This is a genomic window from Pseudomonas sp. YeP6b (assembly GCF_025642995.1).
Lineage (GTDB): Bacteria > Pseudomonadota > Gammaproteobacteria > Pseudomonadales > Pseudomonadaceae > Aquipseudomonas.
In genome coordinates this window covers 2,167,987-2,188,378 of sequence record NZ_CP080090.1, presented here as the reverse complement: position 1 = coordinate 2,188,378, position 20,392 = coordinate 2,167,987, and the positions used below count along the sequence as shown (strand labels likewise).

Genomic DNA, 20,392 nt, shown 5'->3' with positions numbered 1-20,392 from the left:
TATCCCTCAGAAGCCCATGCTCAAATGTTCAGCGATTGGGCCCAGTGCCAGTGTCGGCAGGAAAGTCAGGCCGCCCACCAGCAAAATGGTCACGGTCAACAGGGTCACGAACAGCGGGCCATGGGTGGGGAAGCTGTTCTGGGCAATCGGTGCGGTCTTTTTCATCGCCAGGCTGCCGGCCAGGGCCAGTACCGGGAGGATGTAGCCGAAGCGGCCGATCAACATGCCCAGGCCCATCATCAGGTTATGAAACGTGGTGTTGCCACTGAAGCCGCCGAACGCCGAACCGTTGTTGGCACTGGCCGAGGTGTAGGCGTACAGCAACTGGCTGAAACCGTGAGGGCCGGGGTTGCTGATGGCACCCGCCGGGCCAGGCAGGCTGGCGGCGATGGCGCCCAGTACCAGCGTGCCCACCGGCATGACCAGCAAGGTCACCACCAGCAATTGCACTTCCTTGGCCTGCAGCTTCTTGCCCAGGTATTCCGGGGTGCGGCCGATCATCAGGCCGGCGAGGAACACCGCGATCAACACGTTGAGCAACATGCCGTACATACCGGCGCCGACGCCGCCGAAGATCACTTCGCCGACCATCATGTTGACCAGCGCCACCATGCCGCTCAGCGGGTTGAGGCTGTCGTGCATGCCGTTGACCGAACCATTGGACGCCGCCGTGGTGGTGACCGACCACAACACAGTGGCGGTGGTACCGAAGCGCACTTCTTTACCTTCCAGCGGCGCGGCTTGCTCAACGGCTGGATTGTTCAGGGTCGGGTTGGGCTGGTATTCGGCCCACAACGAGGTCGCGCCGCCGATCAGGAACAGGGCCAGCATGCAGCCGAGGATCGCCCGGCTCTGACGCAGGTCTTTCACGTAATGGCCGAAGGTAAACACCAGCGCCACCGGGATCAGGATGATCGCCGACAACTCGAACAGGTTGGCCCAAGCGGTCGGGTTCTCAAACGGGTGCGCCGAGTTGACGCCGAAGAAACCACCACCGTTGGTGCCCAGTTGCTTGATTGCAATCTGGCTCGCAGCCGGGCCCAGCGGGATCACCTGGTCAACGCCCTGCATCGTCACGGCGCTCACATAGTGAGCGAAGGTTTGCGGTACGCCCTGCCACACCAGGAACAGCGCAAACACCAGGCACATCGGCAGCAGGCCGTAGAGGGTAGCGCGGGTCATGTCGACCCAGAAGTTACCCAAGGTCTTGGTGGATTTGCGACCGATACCACGGCAAAGGGCGACCAGCACGGCCAGGCCGGTGGCGGCACTGACAAAGTTCTGCACGGTCAGGCCGACCATCTGGCTGAGGTAGCTCAGGGACGCCTCACCGCTGTAGTTCTGCCAGTTGGTGTTGGTCATGAAACTGACCGCGGTGTTGAAGGCCAGGGTCCATTCCTGGCCCGGCAATTTCTGCGGGTTCAGTGGGAGGTAGTCCTGGAACAGCAGGATCGCGAACAGCAACACAAAACCCGCCAGGTTGAACGCCAGCAACGCCAGCATGTACTTCTGCCAGCTCTGTTCCTGATGTTCATCTACGCCCGACAAGCGATAACACGCGCGCTCGACGGGGCCGAGCACTGGCGTGAGCCAAGTGCGCTGACCTTCCATCACCTTGTAGTAGAACCGCCCCAGGAACGGTGCCGGCACCAGCACCACGGCAAAGAAGGCGATGATCAGCCAATAGTCATAACTGTGCATAGCCTGCTCCTAGTTCCGATCCGCGCGTAACAGCGCAACCAGCAGATAAATGAACAGCGCCACGGCCAATAGCAGTGACACCCCGTCCAGAACGCTCATGGAAGTCTCTCCGTTTTGCGGCGATTGCCGCGTGTGGGGCAATTGTCCGCAGGAGTGGCGTAAAGGAACGAGAGCGACGGCAGGGGCGGGGCGTAAAGACGGCGTAAAGAGTGGGTTTATGCGGGGTTTACAGGAGGGTTTTCGACGACTGGGTGGGCCGCATCGCGGGCAAGCCCGGCTCCCACACTGGACCGAGTTGCCCAGGTGAGCGCTCATCAAATGTGGGAGCCGGGCTTGCCCGCGATGGCGGCGGCGAGGTCGCCACCGCCCCCATCTGGTGCGACGCTGGCAATTTTCAAACGCCAAACCATTCCCTTGACGACAGTTCGGCGCCTTTACGACACCGCATCGCGCAGTGGCATGGCCGCTGCAACACCCTGAATCATTCCAAACCGTTCAGGGAGCGCAACACGATGAACACACAACTCAAACCCACCTTGGGCACCCTGCATTTGTGGGGCATCGCCGTCGGGCTGGTGATATCCGGCGAATACTTTGGCTGGAGCTACGGCTGGGGCGTGGCCGGTACGCTGGGCTTTTTGGTGACCTCACTGATGGTCGCCGCCATGTACACCTGCTTTATATTCAGTTTCACCGAGCTGACTACCGCGATTCCTCACGCTGGCGGGCCGTTTGCCTACAGTCGTCGCGCCTTTGGTGAGAAAGGCGGCTTGATCGCCGGGCTTGCGACGTTGATCGAATTCGTCTTCGCACCGCCCGCTATTGCCCTGGCGATCGGGGCGTATCTGAATGTGCAGTTTCCGGCCCTGGACCCCAAACACGCGGCCGTGGGTGCCTACATCGTGTTCATGGGCCTGAATATTCTCGTCGTGAAGCTCGCGGCCACCTTTGAGCTGGTGGTGTGCGTGCTCGCCGTCGCTGAATTGCTGGTGTTCATGGGCGTGGTCGCGCCGGCTTTCAGCTTCAGCAACTTCGCCCTGAATGGCTGGGCCGGTTCCGATACCTTCGGCGCGCCAGCCATTGCCGGGATGTTTGCGGCGATTCCCTTCGCCATCTGGTTCTTCCTCGCCATCGAAGGCGCGGCCATGGCCGCCGAGGAAGCCATAGACCCCAAGCGCACCATTCCAAAAGCCTACATCAGCGGCATTCTGACGTTGGTGATCCTGGCCATGGGTGTGATGTTCTTCGCGGGCGGCGTGGGCGACTGGCGCACCCTGTCGAACATCAACGATCCGTTGCCGCAAGCGATGAAAACCGTGGTGGGCGACAGCTCCGGCTGGCTGCACATGCTGGTGTGGATCGGCCTGTTCGGCCTGGTGGCGAGTTTCCACGGCATCATCCTCGGTTACTCGCGCCAGTTCTTCGCCCTGGCCCGTGCCGGTTACTTGCCATCGTTCCTGGCCAAACTGTCGCGTTTTCAGACTCCGCACCGGGCAATCATCGCCGGTGGCGTGGTCGGCATCGCGGCGATCTACAGCGACGGCCTGATCAACCTGGGCGGCATGACCTTGACCGCCGCCATGATCACCATGGCAGTGTTCGGGGCCATCGTGATGTACATCATGAGCATGCTCAGCCTGTTCAAACTGCGTAAGACCGAACCGCTGCTGGAGCGCACCTTCCGTGCGCCGGGCTACCCAATCGTGCCGGGCATCGCTTTGGTACTGGCGGTGGTGTGCCTGGTGGCAATGGCCTGGTTCAACGCACTGATCGGGCTGATATTCCTCGGTTTCATGCTGGTGGGGTTCATCTACTTCCAGCTGACCGCGCAAGACCGTGCCGATGCACCGGCGGATGCGATGTTGACTGGCCTTTAAGACCTTGAGCAGGAACGGGCCTACAATGAACTACTAAGAACGCCCGTTACTCAAAGCAGCAATGACCGTGGGAAATTTACCCACGGTTTGCTGCCTCAAGGAGAGCCCTATGCCGTGGTATGCCTGGTTGATTTTAGTGGTCGCGATCGGTTCGATCGTCGGTGGTTTGTTGATGCTGCGTGACAGCGCCAACAAGGTGGAACTCACCGACGAACAGCGCAAGCGCGTGGCCGAGCGCAACGCACAAGCGGACTCAAAAGACGCACAAGACCGCTGAACCTGCCGCTACTCCCAATCCGCCTTGGCGATATGTAACCCGTGCTGGCCTTTATAGGCCGCACGCTCGGGCTGGCTCCAACCTTTGAGCAACTCATCCTCCAACCGATAGATCTCCACCCCCAGCGGGCGACACACCGTCAGCGGGTCTTGCGCGTCCGGCCCCCACATCGGCAACGATAGATCCCCGCCCGGGCACGTCGACAGTGCGCAGAGCACATCAATCTCGGCAAAAAACTCCAAGTAGTCGCCCTTCTGCGCCGGGCAGGCTTTCATGAAGTACATGTCGTCGTGATTGAGGCCGGTGCACTGGAAGATATTCAGCACGTCGTGCACATCAAATTCGGTCAGGCCGTGGGGAAGCACGGCGCGCGTCAGGTTTGAATGGCAATGGTGATGAAAGTCTTCGCCGGTGAGCATGCGGTTCACATACGGGTCGCAGCGCGTACCGAGCAAGTCGTGCAGGCGCCCGCCATGTTCATCGATGCCGTAGCTCGCCAGGCTGTCATCGGTGATGGTCACCAACGGCCGCAGAAACGGCAGGTTCGACCACAGCCGGTCATGGGTGCTGACATGCGCGCCTTGCAACTGGCGGGTGCGCGCCGCCCACAAGCGTTCGCGCGGGTCGTTGGCGTTCCACACATTGAAGTCGCCGACCTGCGGCCCCACCGGCGTGGTGACACGGAACACATGCCCGGCCGGCACCTTCCATGCCCTGCCCGTGCGAATCGGCACTTCAAACTGCTCGATTAACGTGCGTTTATCCGCCTGGTCACGAATGCGTTCGTAGAACGCCGTGTCCACCTGCAGCGCCGACCCCTTACTGACCTGGTAAGCGGCGGGATAGTCTTTGTACATGGTGAAGATCCTCGATCAGGGTTAGGTAAACAGGCTTAATGTCAGACGCTGCGAATCATCCAGGTACAGGCTCATCGCTTGGCCTGCCGCCGGTTTATCCGCTTGGGCCAATAATTCGTAAATTTCGCGATCGCGCTCCAACCAGGGCGCCTGGAAACGCTGCTCATCGGGTGCCGCGCAAAACACCAGCCGCAGTTGGGCAATGACTTGGGCGAAAAACTCATCAAACAATGGGCTGCGCATCAGCCCAACAACCTGCTGGTGGAACACCAGGCTGTGCGTCGCCACGGCGCGCCAATCTTCACGCTCCCGGGCCAGGGTGGTGGCCTCAATGGCGTTTTGCATGCGCTGGGCCTGATCAAAGGTCAACGCTGCGCTCTGGGCGATGGCCTGCAATTCAAGGGTTCGGCGCACGACGAACAGATCACGCACTTCGTCGCGCTCCAGCCGCCGCACCATCACACCTTTGTTGCGCACGTAGCGAGTGAGCCCCTCCTGCCCCAGACGATGCAGCGCCTCGCGGATCGTATTACGCGAGGCGTTGTAGGCCTTGACCAGATCAACCTCGACCAACGCCATCCCTGGTAACAGCCGCCCAGCAATGATGTCGGCACGCAGTTCCAGGGCAATCTGATCGGCTAAAGACAAACTGAGCGTCATGACCACCTCATGATTGTTGAACAATCTCTGCTGAAGGCATAAACACTTTTCATGCCAAGATCGCCGAGGGTTGCTTGGATGTGTAAAACGGTTTAACCCGTTAAAATGCACACTGGTTCACGAGGCAGTCCTATGCGTTATTCAGCAGACCATAAAGCCCAGACCCATCAACGCATCATCAAGGAAGCCTCCGTGCGCTTTCGCCGCGACGGTATCGGCGCCACCGGCCTGCAACCGTTGATGAAGGCGTTGAACCTGACGCACGGCGGGTTTTATTCACATTTCAAATCCAAAGATGATCTGGTGGAAAAAGCCCTGCAGGCTGCTGCCGGGGAACTGGATGCCCATTGCGAAATGCTGTTCAGCCAGGAGCGGCCGTTGGAGGCGTTCATCGACAGCTACCTGTCTGAATGGCACAAGGCCTCACCGGCAGAAGGCTGCCCGCTGCCAACCATGTCTTCGGAACTGGGCCTCAGAGGCCAACATAGCTCGACCACCGATGCAGTACTGGGTGCTCGGTTGAAGCAGGTCGAAACGGCCCTGGGCAACGCGAATGCCGATGAACAAAGCCTGGTGATGATGTCGACGCTGGTAGGTGCTCTGGTACTGGCCAGGAGTGTCGAGAGCCCGCAATTGGCGACGCAGATCATGAATGTGGTACGCGCCAGTTTGAAAGCGCAGGTTGCAGAGGATGAAAAGGCCGGTCAGTGACCGGCCTCCTTAGCTGCTTTCACATCCTCAATTGATCACCAGCCTGTCGCGATTTTTCTCCAGCAACGCCTTGCCGATGCCCTTTACTTCCAGCAACTCATCGACGGCCGTAAACGGGCCGTTGCTTTCGCGGTAGGCGATGATCGCCTTGGCCTTGGCCGCACCGATGCCGAAGAGGTCACGTCGCAGGGTCTCGGCGTCGGCCGCGTTCAGGTTGACCTGGGCAGACTGCTCGGCCTTGGGCATCTGCGCGGTGATGGGGGTCGGGGCTTCGGGCTTGATAGAAGGGGCTGCGTTGACGGCAACCGAAAGCGTGGTGAGTAAAGCGAAGATCAGCGAAGAGATGTAAGTGTTTTGCATTGGTGACGCTCCATGACATCGGTAGAAGAAAAGCAGCTTTCCGAAGCTGCTTCTCAAACTTAGGTCATGTTGGGCGTTCGTCAAAAACGCTTGAGTAACAGCGTGTTAAATCAAGGTTCCAGACGGCGCTGCTGGAAGATCAGGTCGACGATTTCGCCGTCCGGTGAGTAGCCGCTGACCGTATCGCGCAGCAGCTGTCGAACGCGGGAATAATCGTCCTGATCCACCGCCACCAGCAGTTCACTCAGCTTGCCCTTGAGCAGATCCCAGGCCAGATGGTCTTCATTGGCACTCATGATCATCGGGTGCTGGGTGGCAACGACGTTGTCGCCAATCAGTAACTCTTCGTAAAGTTTTTCACCCGGGCGCAGTCCAGAAAACTCGATGGCGATATCGCCGTGCGGGTTTCTATCGGAGCGCACACTCAGGCCCGACAGGTGAATCATCTTCTCCGCGAGTTCGACAATTTTTACCGGTTCGCCCATGTCCAACACGAATACATCACCGCCCAGTCCCATGGAACCGGCCTGAATCACCAGTTGCGCAGCTTCCGGGATGGTCATGAAGTAGCGGGTTATTTTCGGGTGAGTGACCGTCACCGGCCCACCCGACTTGATCTGCTTGTGAAACAGCGGAATCACCGAACCAGACGAGCCGAGCACATTGCCGAAGCGCACCATGGTGAATCGGGTTTTGTTAACGCGCGAGACGTTTGAATTGTCGCTGAACAACACAGGCGCTATCTCACGACTGAGGGCTTGCAGGGTCATCTCGGCGAGGCGTTTGGTACTGCCCATGACATTGGTCGGACGGACCGCTTTGTCGGTGGAGATCAGCACAAAATTGGCCACACCTGCCTGCAATGCAGCTTGGGCCGTGTTCAGGGTGCCAATGACATTATTCAACACACCTTCGGCAATATTGTGCTCGACCATCGGCACATGTTTGTACGCGGCAGCATGATAAACGGTGCTGACGTGCCAGGCTTTCATCACATCAAGCAACTTGGACTGATTGCGTACCGAACCCAGGATCGGCAACACCTTGACCGGCAACGACTCGCGATTGATGCGTTCTTCCAGTTCACACAGAATGCTGTAGAGATTGAACTCACTGTGTTCGAACAAAACCAACGATTTAGGGCGCAGTGTAAGAATCTGCCGGCACAGTTCTGAGCCGATGGAGCCGCCCGCCCCCGTCACCATCACGTTCTGGCCTTTGATGCAACGCTCCAGCAGTTCGTGCTGGGCAGGCACCGTGTCCCGCCCAAGAAGATCTGCAATGTCGACTTCTTGAATATCGTCGACCTTCACCCTGCCGCTGGCCAGGTCCATGAACCCGGGAACACTGCGCACGTGCAGAGGAAAGCCTTCAAGAAAGCCGAGGATTTCACGGCGACGACCGCGGTTGGAGGACGGAATGGCCAGCAAGACTTCCTGTGCGCCCGTCGCATCGATCATGCGTTGAATGTGCTTGGGCTTATACACTTGCAGCCCGGAAATCACGCGCTCGGAAATACTCGAATCGTCGTCAATAAATGCCACCGGCCGCATGACACGGCCCATTCGCAGTGCCGCTACCAGTTGATTGCCGGCAGCGCCCGCGCCGTAAATAGCCACGCGCGGCAATCCATCCTCACGGCTGGCAAAAGGCACATGCTGTGCCGCGGAAAACCAGTCACCCAGGAAGTATTGGCGCATGCCGAGCCGCAAGCCCCCCACCATGATCAGGCTCAACCACCAGTAGTTGAAGATAATGGAACGCGGGACCACGTTTTGATGGTTGCTGTACCAGTAAACCACCACGCCAAGGATGAGCGAGGACAAACTGACCGCCTTGATAATCGCGATCAGGGCATCGTTGCCAAAGTAACGCATCACCGCACGGTACATGCCGAAGCGAATGAACAGAGGTATTGCAATCACTGGAGCGGCAATGAACAACCAAAGGTGAAGACGAACCGGGTTGACCAATTCATCAATGCCCAGGCGTACAACGAACGAAAGCCACAAGGCAGCCCAAACGACAAACACGTCAGTACCGACCTGAATCAGCCGTTTTTTTCGTCTAGGCAGAGCGACCAAATAGGCCCGTAACTTATCCATAGCGTTTCCAAACACCTCTTAACATCCTAATGCCTCGTCCTTGTAAAGCCATGCCTGGGCCCGTCGCGGGCGCTCAGGCTGGCTACAGTTGCCACTCAGTTGGCAGCTTTTACTGCTCAAGCTCGCCAGCGTGAAACTTGATGGCGAGCAGGGTCAGCGGTACATAAGCAAGAATCAGAGCCCAGGCACCATCCCAGCCAAATACAACAACACCCAGCGCAATGGGCAGTAACCAAACCAGGTTAATGACCGCCACTGCCAACGTCACCGGCAGGTGTTTACCGAATTTGCGTGAAGCATACTGATAGGCATGACTGCGGTGTGCTTCGTAGACCTTGTCGCCCCGGAGCAGGCGGCGCACGAGGGTGAACGTCGCATCGACCACAAACACACCCAGTAAAATCAGCCAGGCCCAGAAAAACGACGACTGAACCCAGGCGGCCTGAATCGCGAAACAGCCTAGGGTAACGCCCAGAAACCCGCTCCCGGCATCGCCCATGAAGATTTTGGCCGGTGGAAAATTCCACACCAGGAACGCGCCCACCGCCGCGGCCAACAGCAGCGGCAACCAAATCATGTCCTGATGACCACTCAACGCATAGAGCAAACAGCCGCCAAGGCACGCGCAGATGGCTTCAACACTGGCAATCCCATCAATGCCATCCATGAAATTGTAGAGGTTGAGCATCCAGACCAGAAACACCGCAGCCAGCACATGCCCGGCCAGACCCAGATGCAGTTCCCAGCCGAACACCGTCAGCGGGCCAAGTCCGTTCATCCAGAACAACGCCCATATCGCCGCTGAAAAATGGCCTGCCAGGCGCCAGCGCGCAGCAATATGACCATGATCGTCCATAAAACCCAGGACGGCTACCAGTGCGCCTGCCCCCCCCACTGCGATCAACGTCTGTGCTGAAACCAGGCCCAGCCACCCCAAAACAGGGGTCACCGCCAGAAACGCCAGCACAATCGCAACACCGCCGCCGCGCGGGGTGGGCACCGAATGCGAACTGCGCGCATTCGGGATGTCGATAATGCTACGCGAAAGCGCATAACGCCTAAGTACAGCAGTCATCAGAAAAGAGCTCAATGCAACAACAAGAACGATCCACCCATCACTCATTTCTTTTCATTTTCCATGTAATCCGATGCAGTGAGTTTCAGCGCCTGCTCCACTGACAATGGCGGCGTCCACCCCAAAACGGCACGCGTCTTGGCGATATCGACCTGCAATGAACCACACAAACGTTGAGAAAGGCTGCGCTTGCCGAGCATGCAGGCAGCGGCACTCAATAGAACAGCAGGGACGGGAAGAAGACGCGCCGGCTTGCCCAATGCTGACGCCATCTTGCGTAGCAGGCCGGTGGTCGACAAGTCTTCGCCATCGCTGACCATAAAGGTCTGGTTGGCGGCCGCAGGATGGCTCAGGCACAGAAGGGTCAGATCAACCAGGTTATCCAAGGCCACAAGGCTGCGAGCGTTATGGATGGCGCCAAAAGGCAACGGTACACCCTTATACAGCCAACGCATCATGCTCAGGAAATTAGCTTTCACGCCGGGCCCATAAACCAGTACGGGGCGAATGATCACCACTTCCATACCCGTAGCGATGGCCAGCTCCCGAAGGCGCTGCTCGGCTTCCATCTTTGAAACGCCGTAAGGGTCAGCCGGATTTGCTGGCTGATCAGCTGTAAACGGCACGCCGGGCTCGGAGCCTTCGCCGTTGACCTTGATCGAGCTGAGAAACACAAAGCGACGCACCCCAGCCTCTGCGGCCTGACGCGCCAAGTTAAGCGTGCCTTCAACATTGACTTGGCGAAAAGCGTGCAGAGGGTCAGCTTCCAAGTCATTCATGACGTGCACGCGAGCGGCGCAATGCACCACGGCGTCCACACCGACGAGTTCGGCCGAGAAACTCGCTGTTGCAAGATCCTCGAATCGAACCACCCGCTCGGCCGTTGCGCAGGTAAAGCGACTGCCCCTTGCTGCAACAGTGACACGCGCGTCAGTACGAGCGGCTAACACTTGAACCAACCGGCTGCCAACGAACCCCGAAGCTCCAGTGACGAATATGTGCACGTAAAGCTCCTTGCTTACGACTTGGACCAGACAGTGCGATTAATGTAATCAGTGTAACTGTGCACAATCCGCACGACTTTCTTGGATACGGCACCGCCACGATAATCACCGACCACCGAAAACGCCCGCTCGCCACGAACATGTTGCGTGGTGACGATACGTACCGCATCTAGAACGCGCTCGGCTTTCAATCCACACATGATCAGCGTGCCTTCATCCATGCCCTCTGGTCGCTCATGAGCGTTGCGGATGGTGACTGCCGGCAGGTTCAGCAACGAGGCTTCTTCAGTAATCGTGCCGCTGTCGGACACCACGCAAAAGGCCTCCATTTGCAACTTGATGTAATCAAGTAAGCCAAACGGTTTGACGAAACGAATCAGCGGGTGATCCAGCGATTCGCCCAGCGCCTCGAGACGCTTACGGGTGCGCGGATGAGTAGACACGATGACCGGGTATTGGTACTCGTCCGCCAATGCCTTCAGCGAACCGAGCAAATCTTTCAGGTTGTCGGGGGTATCAACGTTTTCCTCACGGTGCGCGCTGACAACAAAATACTGCCCTGCTACCAGCCCTTCTCGAGCGAGCACATCCGATGCTTCAATCTTGGGCATGTAATGCTCCAAGACTTCGGCCATATGCGAACCGGTCTTGATGATGGTCTCTGGGCGCACCCCTTCATCCAGTAGATAACGACGAGCATGCTCGGTCAGGACCATATTGATATCGCTCAAATGGTCCAGCACCTTGCGGTTAAGCTCCTCGGGTACACGCTGGTCGAAACAGCGATTCCCCGCCTCCATATGGAATACAGGAATTTTTCGGCGCTTGGCGGATATAACCGCCAAACACGTATTCGTGTCACCGTAGAGCAGCAGGGCGTCGGGTTTTTCCAACTCAAAAAGCTCGTCGGATTTGGCGATCACCTGGGCAATCGTCTGCGCCGCGGTTTCGCCGACGGCCCCCAAAAAATGATCGGGTTTGCGAATGTCCAGGTCGTCAAAAAAGACCTGGTTAAGCTCATAGTCATAATTCTGGCCCGAGTGAACCAGAATATGCTGAGTCTGTTTATCGAGTTCTGCGATCACGCGACTCATCTTGATGAGTTCCGGGCGGGTGCCGACCAGCGTCATGACCTTAAGCATTGAGCTGCTCCTGAATAAACTCCAACTTCAACAACAGCGCTTTAACGCCCTCGACGTCCAGACGCTCGGTGTTATGAGAGGTGTAGTCATCCAACTCGGAAATGTGCGTTTCGCCTTCGACAAAATACTTTTCATAATTCAAGTCGCGATTATCCGCCGGAATGCGATAGTAGCGGCCCATGTCCTCGGCCTTGGCCATCTCTTCCCGAGAAATCAGCGACTCGTAAAGTTTCTCACCGTGCCGAGTACCGATCACTTTGATGGTGTTTAAGCGTTGGAACAGCTCTTTCAGCGCTTGCGCCAGATCTTCCACCGTAGACGCCGGTGCCTTCTGAACGAAAATATCGCCTTGCTGGGCAAACTCGAACGCGTGCAGCACCAAGTCAACGGAGTCTTCCAGCGACATCAGGAAACGGGTCATGTTGGGGTCGGTCACCGTCAGTTCACCCCCCTGCTTCAGTTGATTGACGAACAACGGAATGACCGAGCCCCGCGAAGCCATGACATTACCGTAGCGCGTGGAGCAAATAACCGGGCCGCCTTGCGGGATCATCCGGGACTTGGCAACCACCAGTTTTTCCGCCATGGCCTTGGAAATACCCATGGCGTTGATCGGGTACACCGCTTTGTCAGTGCTCAAGACAACGACACGTTCTACATTGTTGGCGATGGCCGCATTAAGCACGTTCTCTGTGCCCAGCACGTTGGTTTTAACCGCCTCCATCGGGTAAAACTCACAGGACGGAACCTGTTTGAGTGCCGCCGCGTGGAAGATATAGTTAACGCCGACCATGGCTTGGGAAATACTCGCGTAATCGCGCACATCACCAATGTAAAATTTAACTTTGTCATTGCCGAGCGCAATGCGCATATCTTCTTGTTTTTTCTCGTCGCGGCTGAACACACGAATTTCTTTCACTTGCGTATCGAGAAAACGCTTGAGTACGGTATTACCAAAAGAACCGGTGCCACCGGTAATCATCAAGATTTTGTCATCAAACATAAAAGCTCCTAATTTATCGCTGTGCGCGCATAAACTGAATCAGGTCCGGCCATGACGGCGGATTATAACCCACGGCCTCACGAAAGCGCGTCGAGTCAAGGGAACGGTCGATCGCTAATTGGTCATCGGGGATAATATGGATATTTTTCTGGTAGACCTTAGCGACTTCAGTCAGCAGCGTGAACTTATCAATGGGCTCGGCAGAGACGTGATAAAGACCGAACAACTCGGGGTTGGGCAGTACACACTCAACGATGATCCGAGCCAGCTCCACGGTGGGCACACCGGAAAAGATAGCGTTGGTGAATCCCTTGACCGGGCCTTCCTGGGACAGAAACCAGTCGACCAAAGACGCACTGCTGGCTAACTCATGACCAATAATGGAGGTGCGCAAGGTGATCGCATGAGGCTGATCATTCACCTCACCAATGAATTTGGACTTGCCGTACAGGTCCACTGCATCCGACGTATCTGACTCAAGATACATGCCCTTGGAACCGGTAAATACACAGTCGGTACTGATGTGAATCAATCGCGCGTTAGTCAGCTGGCATAACTTGGACAGGCGATGTGGCAGCATTGAATTAAGCGGCAATGTCGACAAGGGGTCTTTAGCCTGTGCCAACTGCTTGATCAAGCCAACACAGTTGATCACCACGTCCGGACGGGTGTTCTCAAAGACCGTCACCAAAGACTCGTAGTCTAAAACATCAACATCCGAATAAAAGCAGCCCTTGTGTTTCTCTTCGAAGTAGTCTGCACCGCTTTTGCCACGCATAGTGCCGAAAACACTATGTGAAGTGTGATTGGAAATATACTTGAACACAGCACTTCCAAGCATTCCTGTCACGCCCAGCACTAATATTTTCATGGTTGTTCCCTAAGGGTTGGCAATACGTTCTTCAATAATCTGTACCAATCGACGGCATTGCGTCTTCATTTCGTAATTGTCACAGAAAAAGCGGAAAGCTGCCGCTCCATAGTCGGCTCTTTTTTCCGGCGTAGCCTCGTAGAGCGCCTCAATATTCTTGGCGAGTGCGGCCGCATCCTCTGCCGGAGAACATAATCCTGCGCCCGCCTGGGCGACGATCCTGGCCCCCTCCCCATCCAGCGCAGCCAGAATAGGCTTGCCCGCGGCCATGTACGCCTGAATCTTACTGGGTATGGTCAAGGCGAAGATCTCTTCGCACTTGAGCGTCACCAATAACGCCTCACTTTTTGCGAACAATTCAGGCATCACTGAAGAGGGCAAACGCCCTACGAGTTCCAGATTGTGCAGCTGATGGTGGTGCTTTTGCTCCTGCACCCAATCCAAACGGCTACCACTGCCCACGACAACAATCTTGCAATCGAGGTGCAACAGGGCCTTTGCAGCATCGACTATGGTTTCCAAGGACTGCGCAAACCCGAGGTTACCGGCAAAGACCACGCAAAAATTCGACAGCAATAACTGGCTGATCTCAAACGGCAGGCCGTCAGCAGGCTTGGCCTGGGGGGCAGGAGCACGGTAAGAGTTGGAGTAGTAAACGAGCTTATCTTTCGCTACATACTTGGACGCAGAGGAAATGAACGCTTCAGATTGAACCAGGACCGTGTCCGCTTGGGCGTAGATCAAGCGCACCAAGACACCGATTGCCTTTAACAGCAGTGGATTCTTGATGAACCCTGTTGCCTTGAGTGTTTCCGGCCACAAATCCTGCACCCAAACCATCAAGTGCGCCTTGCTGGAACGTTTCAACACGATCGCAGGAATAGCTGCCGTAATCGGTGAAACCGCAAAAACGATGATCGCGTCGAACTGCTTCCCGGCATTCTGTTTGGGAAAGTACCTGACGCCATTTTTCACAAAGGAAAGGTAGTTGAGAAGCAGGTTTTTGGCCCCCCCTGACTTTCGGGGTCTCAACGGCACCCTATTAACCTTTACGCTGCCCTTGTAGATCTGTTCACTGCAAGCAGCCGGATCATAGCCTTCGTAGGTGTCGCCTTCGGGATAATTAGGTTGCCCCGTGAAGACCTCAACCGTGTGCCCAAGGCACGCCAGCTCCTCAACAATATCATTGATAATAAAGCTCTCAGGATAAAAATACTGAGTGACAATCGCAATATTCAAAGACATATCATCCCACACTATCAAATCGGGATTTAAGTGCTTTAGGCCCTTGAACAATCACTGATTTGATAAATGACAAAATAGCAACCCAACGACTCATTGAAATATCAAATACAGGGGTACGATTAGACAGCTCAATAAACTTCTGCAACGTTTGGACAATATCAAATGTTTTGGCTTTTTGTCGATGTTTATCAGAGACTTCGCGGTACTGTTCAGGGCTCATATTATGTAACACCTCGATCGTTTCGCGGATCCCCATTCTCACTGTCGTCGCAGACTCTTCGTTGTAGGAATACCCTGAAACATCCGAAAACAACCCACAGGTCAACGGCAACTCTATGGACTCAATGCCCACCACAGAAGGAATACCGGCGGCAGAGGCTTCGATGATCGTCGTACCAGAGCCCACAAAACAAAATGCCCCGTCGAAAATGCTGGGAAGCTCGGCATACTCTACCTCGCCCATAAAGTGCACGTAGTCACTGACACCCTGCGCCTCAGCCAACGCGACTAGCGCCGCGTGCTCCGGACCGGCACCGTAGATAAAATACTCAAAATTGGCGCATTTACGCAGCTCTGGCAGCTGTGTAATGACGTGCTTATTGTAAACTTTAAAATCGACTAAACGACCGATGGAAACGATGCGCAGGGACGATTGAAGCGGCTGGCGTGCGCTATAGCTTTCAAACGAAACACCCAACGGCAATACATACAGCGTCGCCACATCAACATTAGAAAACGCCGCGGCCATCTCAGCGGTGCGCTCATTGGGGAACAGCGTCAACTGGACGTTTCGATCGTACAACTCGAGCATTTTCTTTCTGAAATAGATATTGCGTCCCCGCCACCAACTGATTTCCATGGAGTGATAGATACCAATACTGAGGAAAGCAAACTTTAGCCGCGTCTTGTTCAGAAAAACATACGCCAACGTCAACACATCAACGACATGAACAACGTCGTATACAACCGGATCCTTTTTTACGGGCAGCAGCGCATTTATCCAGCTTGACGCAGGGAAAATCGGTACGCGTTCGACGACAGTGACGGTAGCGTAGCGAGACAACTCATTGAACAGGCCTGCATCACACTTATTGGAAAGCAATGTCACCGTTACATTGCACCCCGCCTGACTGAGGTATTTAGCCAATCTGACAACATAGGTCTCTACGCCACCAATGGCCAAGCCACCCAACACAAACAAAATATTCTTCATACGCTCACCGAGATAAATTATAAAAAGTCAAAAAATACTTCAGAACCGCCTGTCCACCCTCGATGGCTACTCAGGTTCAGGTAGAGTGCGCCGAGAGCATAAACAGCAACTATTAAAAACCCACGTTTTTTACCAAGCAGGTGCACTGCGATCATGGGCAACAGGACATATTCAAACATTGATATGCTCGCGTACCCGCGACCCGCAAGAATTGCAAAGTCGCCCATTACAATTCGCAAGAATGTCGCGCAATAAAAGACGCAGAAAGCCAGCCTAAAGGTGGGATAGCGTAGCTCCAGCTGTTTCGACCACACCCACCCTGCCGCCACCAAGAGTAAATTTTTAATATTGACCAGATCAAAGAACGGCAGTGCATAGCCGTACTTCTCAGTCGTTAGATAGTCGTCAATTTTTTCGCTGATAAAGCTGATGAACGCCATTTGGCCTAACAACCATTTTGGGTCGACAAAGGACGTCATCAACACGAGAGCGACACTGAGCACCAGGTACACAGCGCGTGTTGGCTTGAGCAAATACAATACGACAGGCATTATAAAAATGGCTGACGACACATGCACCATCATCGCCAGCACAAGATAAAACGCCAACAGCATGTATTGTTTTTTATGGAGATACGTCGCGGCCAAAAACACGAGCCCAGACGCCATCCCCAAGCGTATCGCGTTGAGGTCTTTCGCAAGATAAAAATGCGCAAAATAAACCAGCATGCCCAAGGCGAAGTAAGGAGAGAAATACCGAATACTCCTGACATTTAGACTTACCGCAACCAGCGAACTGACGCCAAACAAAATATAAGAATTCCTCGCCAACGCCGCCAGCACTGAGAGGAGCATAAAGAAGCCGAATTCGATATTAAACGTTGTATAGCTGTAGTCGCAGTAAATATTGCTGCACTCCAGCACTGAGGGAATTTCATGCAGCATTTTCAGGTAAGCAAGATCGTCATTGCCCACACCAGGCACCCTGAAGGTAGCCAATAGAACCAGCGGCACACCCATCAGGGCAGAAACAACGACGCGTGGCCGCGTGTGCCCACCGAGTATGTCCCACGCTGCGACGATGACTAGAAATCCGAATACAAGATACAGCGGGAGGTAAAACTGCATGCCCATCACTTACGTGCCCAATAGATAAAACCGGCGATCGAAATCACAAAAAATATAATATATGCCAGCATGTAAGCATACATAACACCGTACACCCCACCGACTTCGCGCCCGACCGTAAATGTCAAACCGACAAAAAGTAACGCCTGCAGCACCTCAGACAAGATATACAACTTTGTTGCCGCTTTCGCCACTGCGACAAAGCCCACGACATAAGCAGAGACTTTAAAGAAGTCTCCAATCAACTGATAAATTATATAACCTTCCAACTCATGAAACTCGGAAGACAATAATACAGGAATGAAAAAACTACGCCCAAAATACAAAACGCTGCCGCCTGCCACAAAGGCTGCCATCACCAGCAGCATGAATTTCACTACCTGGGTTTTGATCACCGCCTTGTCTTGCGTCGACGACACCAGCGGCATGTAATAGGACGCTAGAAAAACACTGAAAAAGCCTATATACGCGCTCGAGAGTTTGATACTTCCTTGCCATATGCCCGCTTGGGCATAGCCTACCTGCGTGATCAGCGATTCCCTGATGATTATCTCCACCACGGGAAACATCAAGGCACTGACCAGCAACATCAAGCCGAACCGGGAGAAATGCTTGCCCAGTGTTATGTCAAACTTCTGCCACTTGATCATTCTGAAAAGGGGCATCCCTTTCAGAAAAAACAAAGCGATGAGCGCGGGCATGGTGAACATTGCCACCATTGCTATCGATGCACCCGGCACGCCACAGGCAGAAATTAGCCACCAGATAATCGGCAGCACAAGAATATTAGAAATAACTTGAACGCTTGCGTTTACCCTCAACTTGCCAAGGCCGTTAAAAAAACCGGAGAACACAATGTTGAACGCAAACACAAACTGAGCAACGGCCAGCACAACAACAACCCAGTAATTTTCACGTTGCCCGAATACAAGCGCCGAAATTTCTCCTGAAAACACAATCAGCAAAACAAACGACACTAGGCAAAAACTCAAGGCGTAAAAGATCGACGTCGAGAACAACCTGTGCAATTTAAAACGGCTGTCTTTAAATTCCGCAACGTACTTGATTACACCGTGGCTTATCCCCCCCCCCGCCAGCAGGACAGTGATAGACACCAAACTCATGAAATGCCCTAGCTTGCCCAGGCCGTCGGCCCCCAGGTACAGGGCGATTAATTTCAGTACACAGAAGCCAACCAGTATCTTTGACGCTTGTGCGGCGCTTGTAAAAAAAGCGCCGATCAGCATGCCACCACCTGAACCTTTCAATTTACCGGCCGACGGCATCAACTGCACCTATCACGGAATCTATAACATGCTGGGTCTCAGCCTCTGTCATACCATGCCAGACAGGCAAACGAATAAGACGCTCACTTTCCTTGGTGGTAAAACGGTCTTCGCCAGTGAATCGGCCGAGCAATACACCCGCAGGCGCGCTGTGAAGCGGAACATAATGAAAAACCGCTCCCACGCCAGCAGCATTCAGATGACCGAGCACTGACTTACGTGCGGCAATATCTTTTACTTTAATATAAAACATGTGCGCATTGGCGACACAGTCATTTGGAATGCTAGGAACTTCAATTAGCCCCGTTGCCACCAATTCTGCGAACGCCGTACTGTAGCGCTGCCAGATACTCAGCCTAAAATCATTAATAAGTGTCGCGCGCTCTAACTGCCCAAACAAATAAGCGGCTTGCAGCTCACCCGGCAAATAACTACTGCCGATGTCAACCCACGTATACTTATCAATCATCCCTCTAAAGAACTGACTACGATTAGTACCCTTTTCTCTGATGATTTCAGCCCGACCAATGAAGCGTTTGTCATTGATTAACAGCAAACCACCTTCACCGCCGCTGGTGTAGTTTTTTGTTTCATGGAAGCTATAGGCAGCCAAATGCCCGATGGTGCCTAACCAACGCCCTTTATAAGTCGACATCATGCCTTGAGCAGCATCCTCCACGACAAATAAGTCATGTCGCTGCGCAATATCCATGATCACGTCCATGTCACAGGCAACACCGGCATAATGAACGGGCACAATCGCCTTGGTCCTTTCAGTGATCGCCGCTTCGATAAGCGTTTCATCGATATTCATTGTGTCTGGGCGAATATCCACAAACACAATCTTTGCGCCTCGAAGTACAAAGGCATTCGCAGTACTTACAAAGGTATAGCTGGGCATAATGACTTCATCACCCGGCTGTATATCTATCAGGATGGCAGCCATTTCGAGCGCTTGAGTGCACGAGGGTGTCAGCAACGCTTTTTCACAGGAAAATGTTTCTTCAAACCAACGCTGGCAACTCATGGTGAATTCACCGTCACCCGACATCTTGGCGCTGCGCATGGCGCGCATTACGTACTGATCTTCGTTACCCGTATAGGGTGGCTTATTAAATGGAATTTTCATCACGCTCACCGTAAAATTCTTCTTCTAGCTTTAGTAAATCTTTCTTCCTGTCTTTGACGCGCTTTGCAGGCACTCCCGCGTAAATACCCCACGCGTCAGTACTTTTAGTCACCAGCGCCATCGCGCCCACTGCACAGCCCTCAGCCAATACTACGCCAGGGAAAACTACCGCCCCGGCACCGACGATGACATGCTTGTGTACGTGCACGGCAGAGAACGTTTCGTTTTTATATTTTTTCGGGATGAGAGAATTTGTCAGCGTCTGACCACTGTAATCATCAGACTGGGAGAATATTTTAACGCCGTACGCCAGCGTACAAAAGTCTTCAAATATGATCCCCGGGATCCCCCCTGCGACCAGGCACATAGGGGTTATATGATTAAACTTGCCGATTTTTACCTTACCCGAGATCACACAGAAATCGTCAATTCGAGAGTAATCATCTATCTCAATTTCATCGGCATTATAAATGCTGGCGCGATCGCTGATTTTCACTTCTTTGCCGAGTGCTTTAAAGCCCATTTGGGCTAGCTGTTCGCTTGATAAATATGCCATGTCTTTCCCTACGAATAGCACATACGATCAGGAGCTCTTCATTGACCGCTTTGCATCACCTAAAACAGCGCTCAAGCTCTGAAATATAACTATGCTTTTGAGACGTTTTCTTAAAGGCTGGAGCCTGGTTGCACCCACCAGTCAATTCTCCAATGACCCTCGATAAAAACTGACCAAAATCCAATTATCGGTC

20 protein-coding genes are annotated in these 20,392 nt (G+C 54.3%); 3 read left to right on the top strand and 17 right to left on the bottom strand.

Annotated elements, in window-relative coordinates:
- Positions 1-6: 6 nt before the first annotated feature.
- Both kdpA and kdpF read right to left on the bottom strand, forming a co-directional pair.
- Positions 7-1,701, bottom strand: coding sequence for a potassium-transporting ATPase subunit KdpA (gene kdpA, locus KZH41_RS09850; protein WP_263274753.1), 1,695 nt, complete (start codon positions 1,699-1,701; stop codon positions 7-9).
- A gap of 9 nt (positions 1,702-1,710) precedes the next feature.
- Positions 1,711-1,800, bottom strand: a complete 90-nt coding sequence (kdpF, locus tag KZH41_RS09845; protein ID WP_003218754.1) for a K(+)-transporting ATPase subunit F — start codon at positions 1,798-1,800, stop codon at positions 1,711-1,713.
- Between the two features lie 413 nt (positions 1,801-2,213).
- Here kdpF and eat point away from each other — a divergent pair, with 413 nt between their 5' ends.
- Complete coding sequence (gene eat, locus KZH41_RS09840) at positions 2,214-3,578, top strand: ethanolamine permease (RefSeq protein WP_263274752.1); 1,365 nt, start codon at positions 2,214-2,216, stop codon at positions 3,576-3,578.
- Between the two features lie 109 nt (positions 3,579-3,687).
- Positions 3,688-3,855: a DUF2897 family protein gene (locus tag KZH41_RS09835; RefSeq protein WP_083359476.1), complete on the top strand. Its 168-nt coding sequence runs from the start codon at positions 3,688-3,690 to the stop codon at positions 3,853-3,855.
- Positions 3,856-3,863: 8 nt separating this feature from the next.
- Here the strand turns inward: KZH41_RS09835 and KZH41_RS09830 are convergent, their stop codons facing one another.
- Entirely contained in the window at positions 3,864-4,712 is an 849-nt protein-coding gene (locus KZH41_RS09830) for an urea carboxylase-associated family protein (protein WP_263274751.1), read from the bottom strand.
- Positions 4,713-4,733: 21 nt separating this feature from the next.
- Positions 4,734-5,372 carry a GntR family transcriptional regulator gene (locus tag KZH41_RS09825; protein WP_263274750.1) on the bottom strand — a complete coding sequence of 213 codons (639 nt, stop codon included), beginning with the start codon at positions 5,370-5,372 and terminating at the stop codon, positions 4,734-4,736.
- A gap of 132 nt (positions 5,373-5,504) precedes the next feature.
- On the opposite strand from KZH41_RS09825, the gene KZH41_RS09820 reads away from it, so the two are divergent.
- Positions 5,505-6,083 carry a TetR/AcrR family transcriptional regulator gene (locus KZH41_RS09820; RefSeq protein ID WP_263274749.1) on the top strand — a complete coding sequence of 193 codons (579 nt, stop codon included), beginning with the start codon at positions 5,505-5,507 and terminating at the stop codon, positions 6,081-6,083.
- A 27-nt stretch (positions 6,084-6,110) separates the two neighbouring features.
- On the opposite strand, the gene KZH41_RS09815 is transcribed toward KZH41_RS09820, so the two are convergent.
- The 13 genes from KZH41_RS09815 to KZH41_RS09755 form a co-directional block, all read right to left on the bottom strand.
- Entirely contained in the window at positions 6,111-6,443 is a 333-nt protein-coding gene (locus KZH41_RS09815) for a ComEA family DNA-binding protein (protein ID WP_094952368.1), read from the bottom strand.
- Between the two features lie 110 nt (positions 6,444-6,553).
- Positions 6,554-8,548 carry a polysaccharide biosynthesis protein gene (locus tag KZH41_RS09810; protein ID WP_094952367.1) on the bottom strand — a complete coding sequence of 665 codons (1,995 nt, stop codon included), beginning with the start codon at positions 8,546-8,548 and terminating at the stop codon, positions 6,554-6,556.
- 109 nt (positions 8,549-8,657) lie between these two features.
- Complete coding sequence (locus KZH41_RS09805; RefSeq protein WP_263274748.1) at positions 8,658-9,671, bottom strand: MraY family glycosyltransferase; 1,014 nt, start codon at positions 9,669-9,671, stop codon at positions 8,658-8,660.
- Positions 9,668-10,627, bottom strand: coding sequence for a UDP-glucose 4-epimerase family protein (locus tag KZH41_RS09800; protein WP_263274747.1), 960 nt, complete (start codon positions 10,625-10,627; stop codon positions 9,668-9,670). Before KZH41_RS09800 ends, KZH41_RS09805 begins: the two co-directional genes overlap by 4 nt.
- A gap of 14 nt (positions 10,628-10,641) precedes the next feature.
- Positions 10,642-11,769, bottom strand: coding sequence for a non-hydrolyzing UDP-N-acetylglucosamine 2-epimerase (gene wecB / locus KZH41_RS09795; RefSeq protein ID WP_094952364.1), 1,128 nt, complete (start codon positions 11,767-11,769; stop codon positions 10,642-10,644).
- Positions 11,762-12,772 carry a polysaccharide biosynthesis protein gene (locus tag KZH41_RS09790; protein WP_094952363.1) on the bottom strand — a complete coding sequence of 337 codons (1,011 nt, stop codon included), beginning with the start codon at positions 12,770-12,772 and terminating at the stop codon, positions 11,762-11,764. The genes wecB and KZH41_RS09790 overlap by 8 nt, the downstream gene beginning before the upstream one ends.
- 13 nt (positions 12,773-12,785) lie before the next feature.
- Complete coding sequence (locus KZH41_RS09785) at positions 12,786-13,643, bottom strand: dTDP-4-dehydrorhamnose reductase family protein (RefSeq protein ID WP_263274746.1); 858 nt, start codon at positions 13,641-13,643, stop codon at positions 12,786-12,788.
- Between the two features lie 9 nt (positions 13,644-13,652).
- Positions 13,653-14,888 (bottom strand): glycosyltransferase family 4 protein, encoded by a 1,236-nt coding sequence (locus KZH41_RS09780; RefSeq protein WP_263274745.1) that lies wholly within the window; start codon positions 14,886-14,888, stop codon positions 13,653-13,655.
- Between the two features lies 1 nt (position 14,889).
- Entirely contained in the window at positions 14,890-16,101 is a 1,212-nt protein-coding gene (locus KZH41_RS09775; protein WP_263274744.1) for a glycosyltransferase, read from the bottom strand.
- Positions 16,102-16,118: 17 nt separating this feature from the next.
- Positions 16,119-17,228 carry an EpsG family protein gene (locus KZH41_RS09770; protein ID WP_263274743.1) on the bottom strand — a complete coding sequence of 370 codons (1,110 nt, stop codon included), beginning with the start codon at positions 17,226-17,228 and terminating at the stop codon, positions 16,119-16,121.
- Positions 17,229-17,233: 5 nt separating this feature from the next.
- Positions 17,234-18,514, bottom strand: a complete 1,281-nt coding sequence (locus KZH41_RS09765) for an O-antigen translocase (protein WP_263274742.1) — start codon at positions 18,512-18,514, stop codon at positions 17,234-17,236.
- On the bottom strand, positions 18,498-19,643 hold the full coding sequence (rffA, locus tag KZH41_RS09760; protein WP_094952358.1) for a dTDP-4-amino-4,6-dideoxygalactose transaminase: 1,146 nt from the start codon (positions 19,641-19,643) through the stop codon (positions 18,498-18,500). The genes KZH41_RS09765 and rffA overlap by 17 nt, the downstream gene beginning before the upstream one ends.
- Positions 19,627-20,199 carry an acyltransferase gene (locus KZH41_RS09755; RefSeq protein WP_263274741.1) on the bottom strand — a complete coding sequence of 191 codons (573 nt, stop codon included), beginning with the start codon at positions 20,197-20,199 and terminating at the stop codon, positions 19,627-19,629. The genes rffA and KZH41_RS09755 overlap by 17 nt, the downstream gene beginning before the upstream one ends.
- Positions 20,200-20,392 lie beyond the last annotated feature (193 nt).

Coding starts and splice junctions, on each gene's coding strand:
- kdpA (WP_263274753.1), bottom strand. CDS start 1,701: ATGCACAGTTATGACTATTGGCTGATCATCGCCTTCTTTGCCGTGGTG.
- kdpF (WP_003218754.1), bottom strand. CDS start 1,800: ATGAGCGTTCTGGACGGGGTGTCACTGCTATTGGCCGTGGCGCTGTTC.
- eat (WP_263274752.1), top strand. CDS start 2,214: ATGAACACACAACTCAAACCCACCTTGGGCACCCTGCATTTGTGGGGC.
- KZH41_RS09835 (WP_083359476.1), top strand. CDS start 3,688: ATGCCGTGGTATGCCTGGTTGATTTTAGTGGTCGCGATCGGTTCGATC.
- KZH41_RS09830 (WP_263274751.1), bottom strand. CDS start 4,712: ATGTACAAAGACTATCCCGCCGCTTACCAGGTCAGTAAGGGGTCGGCG.
- KZH41_RS09825 (WP_263274750.1), bottom strand. CDS start 5,372: ATGACGCTCAGTTTGTCTTTAGCCGATCAGATTGCCCTGGAACTGCGT.
- KZH41_RS09820 (WP_263274749.1), top strand. CDS start 5,505: ATGCGTTATTCAGCAGACCATAAAGCCCAGACCCATCAACGCATCATC.
- KZH41_RS09815 (WP_094952368.1), bottom strand. CDS start 6,443: ATGCAAAACACTTACATCTCTTCGCTGATCTTCGCTTTACTCACCACG.
- KZH41_RS09810 (WP_094952367.1), bottom strand. CDS start 8,548: ATGGATAAGTTACGGGCCTATTTGGTCGCTCTGCCTAGACGAAAAAAA.
- KZH41_RS09805 (WP_263274748.1), bottom strand. CDS start 9,671: ATGAGTGATGGGTGGATCGTTCTTGTTGTTGCATTGAGCTCTTTTCTG.
- wecB (WP_094952364.1), bottom strand. CDS start 11,769: ATGCTTAAGGTCATGACGCTGGTCGGCACCCGCCCGGAACTCATCAAG.
- KZH41_RS09790 (WP_094952363.1), bottom strand. CDS start 12,772: ATGTTTGATGACAAAATCTTGATGATTACCGGTGGCACCGGTTCTTTT.
- KZH41_RS09785 (WP_263274746.1), bottom strand. CDS start 13,643: ATGAAAATATTAGTGCTGGGCGTGACAGGAATGCTTGGAAGTGCTGTG.
- KZH41_RS09780 (WP_263274745.1), bottom strand. CDS start 14,888: ATGTCTTTGAATATTGCGATTGTCACTCAGTATTTTTATCCTGAGAGC.
- KZH41_RS09775 (WP_263274744.1), bottom strand. CDS start 16,101: ATGAAGAATATTTTGTTTGTGTTGGGTGGCTTGGCCATTGGTGGCGTA.
- KZH41_RS09770 (WP_263274743.1), bottom strand. CDS start 17,228: ATGCAGTTTTACCTCCCGCTGTATCTTGTATTCGGATTTCTAGTCATC.
- KZH41_RS09765 (WP_263274742.1), bottom strand. CDS start 18,514: ATGCCGTCGGCCGGTAAATTGAAAGGTTCAGGTGGTGGCATGCTGATC.
- rffA (WP_094952358.1), bottom strand. CDS start 19,643: ATGAAAATTCCATTTAATAAGCCACCCTATACGGGTAACGAAGATCAG.
- KZH41_RS09755 (WP_263274741.1), bottom strand. CDS start 20,199: ATGGCATATTTATCAAGCGAACAGCTAGCCCAAATGGGCTTTAAAGCA.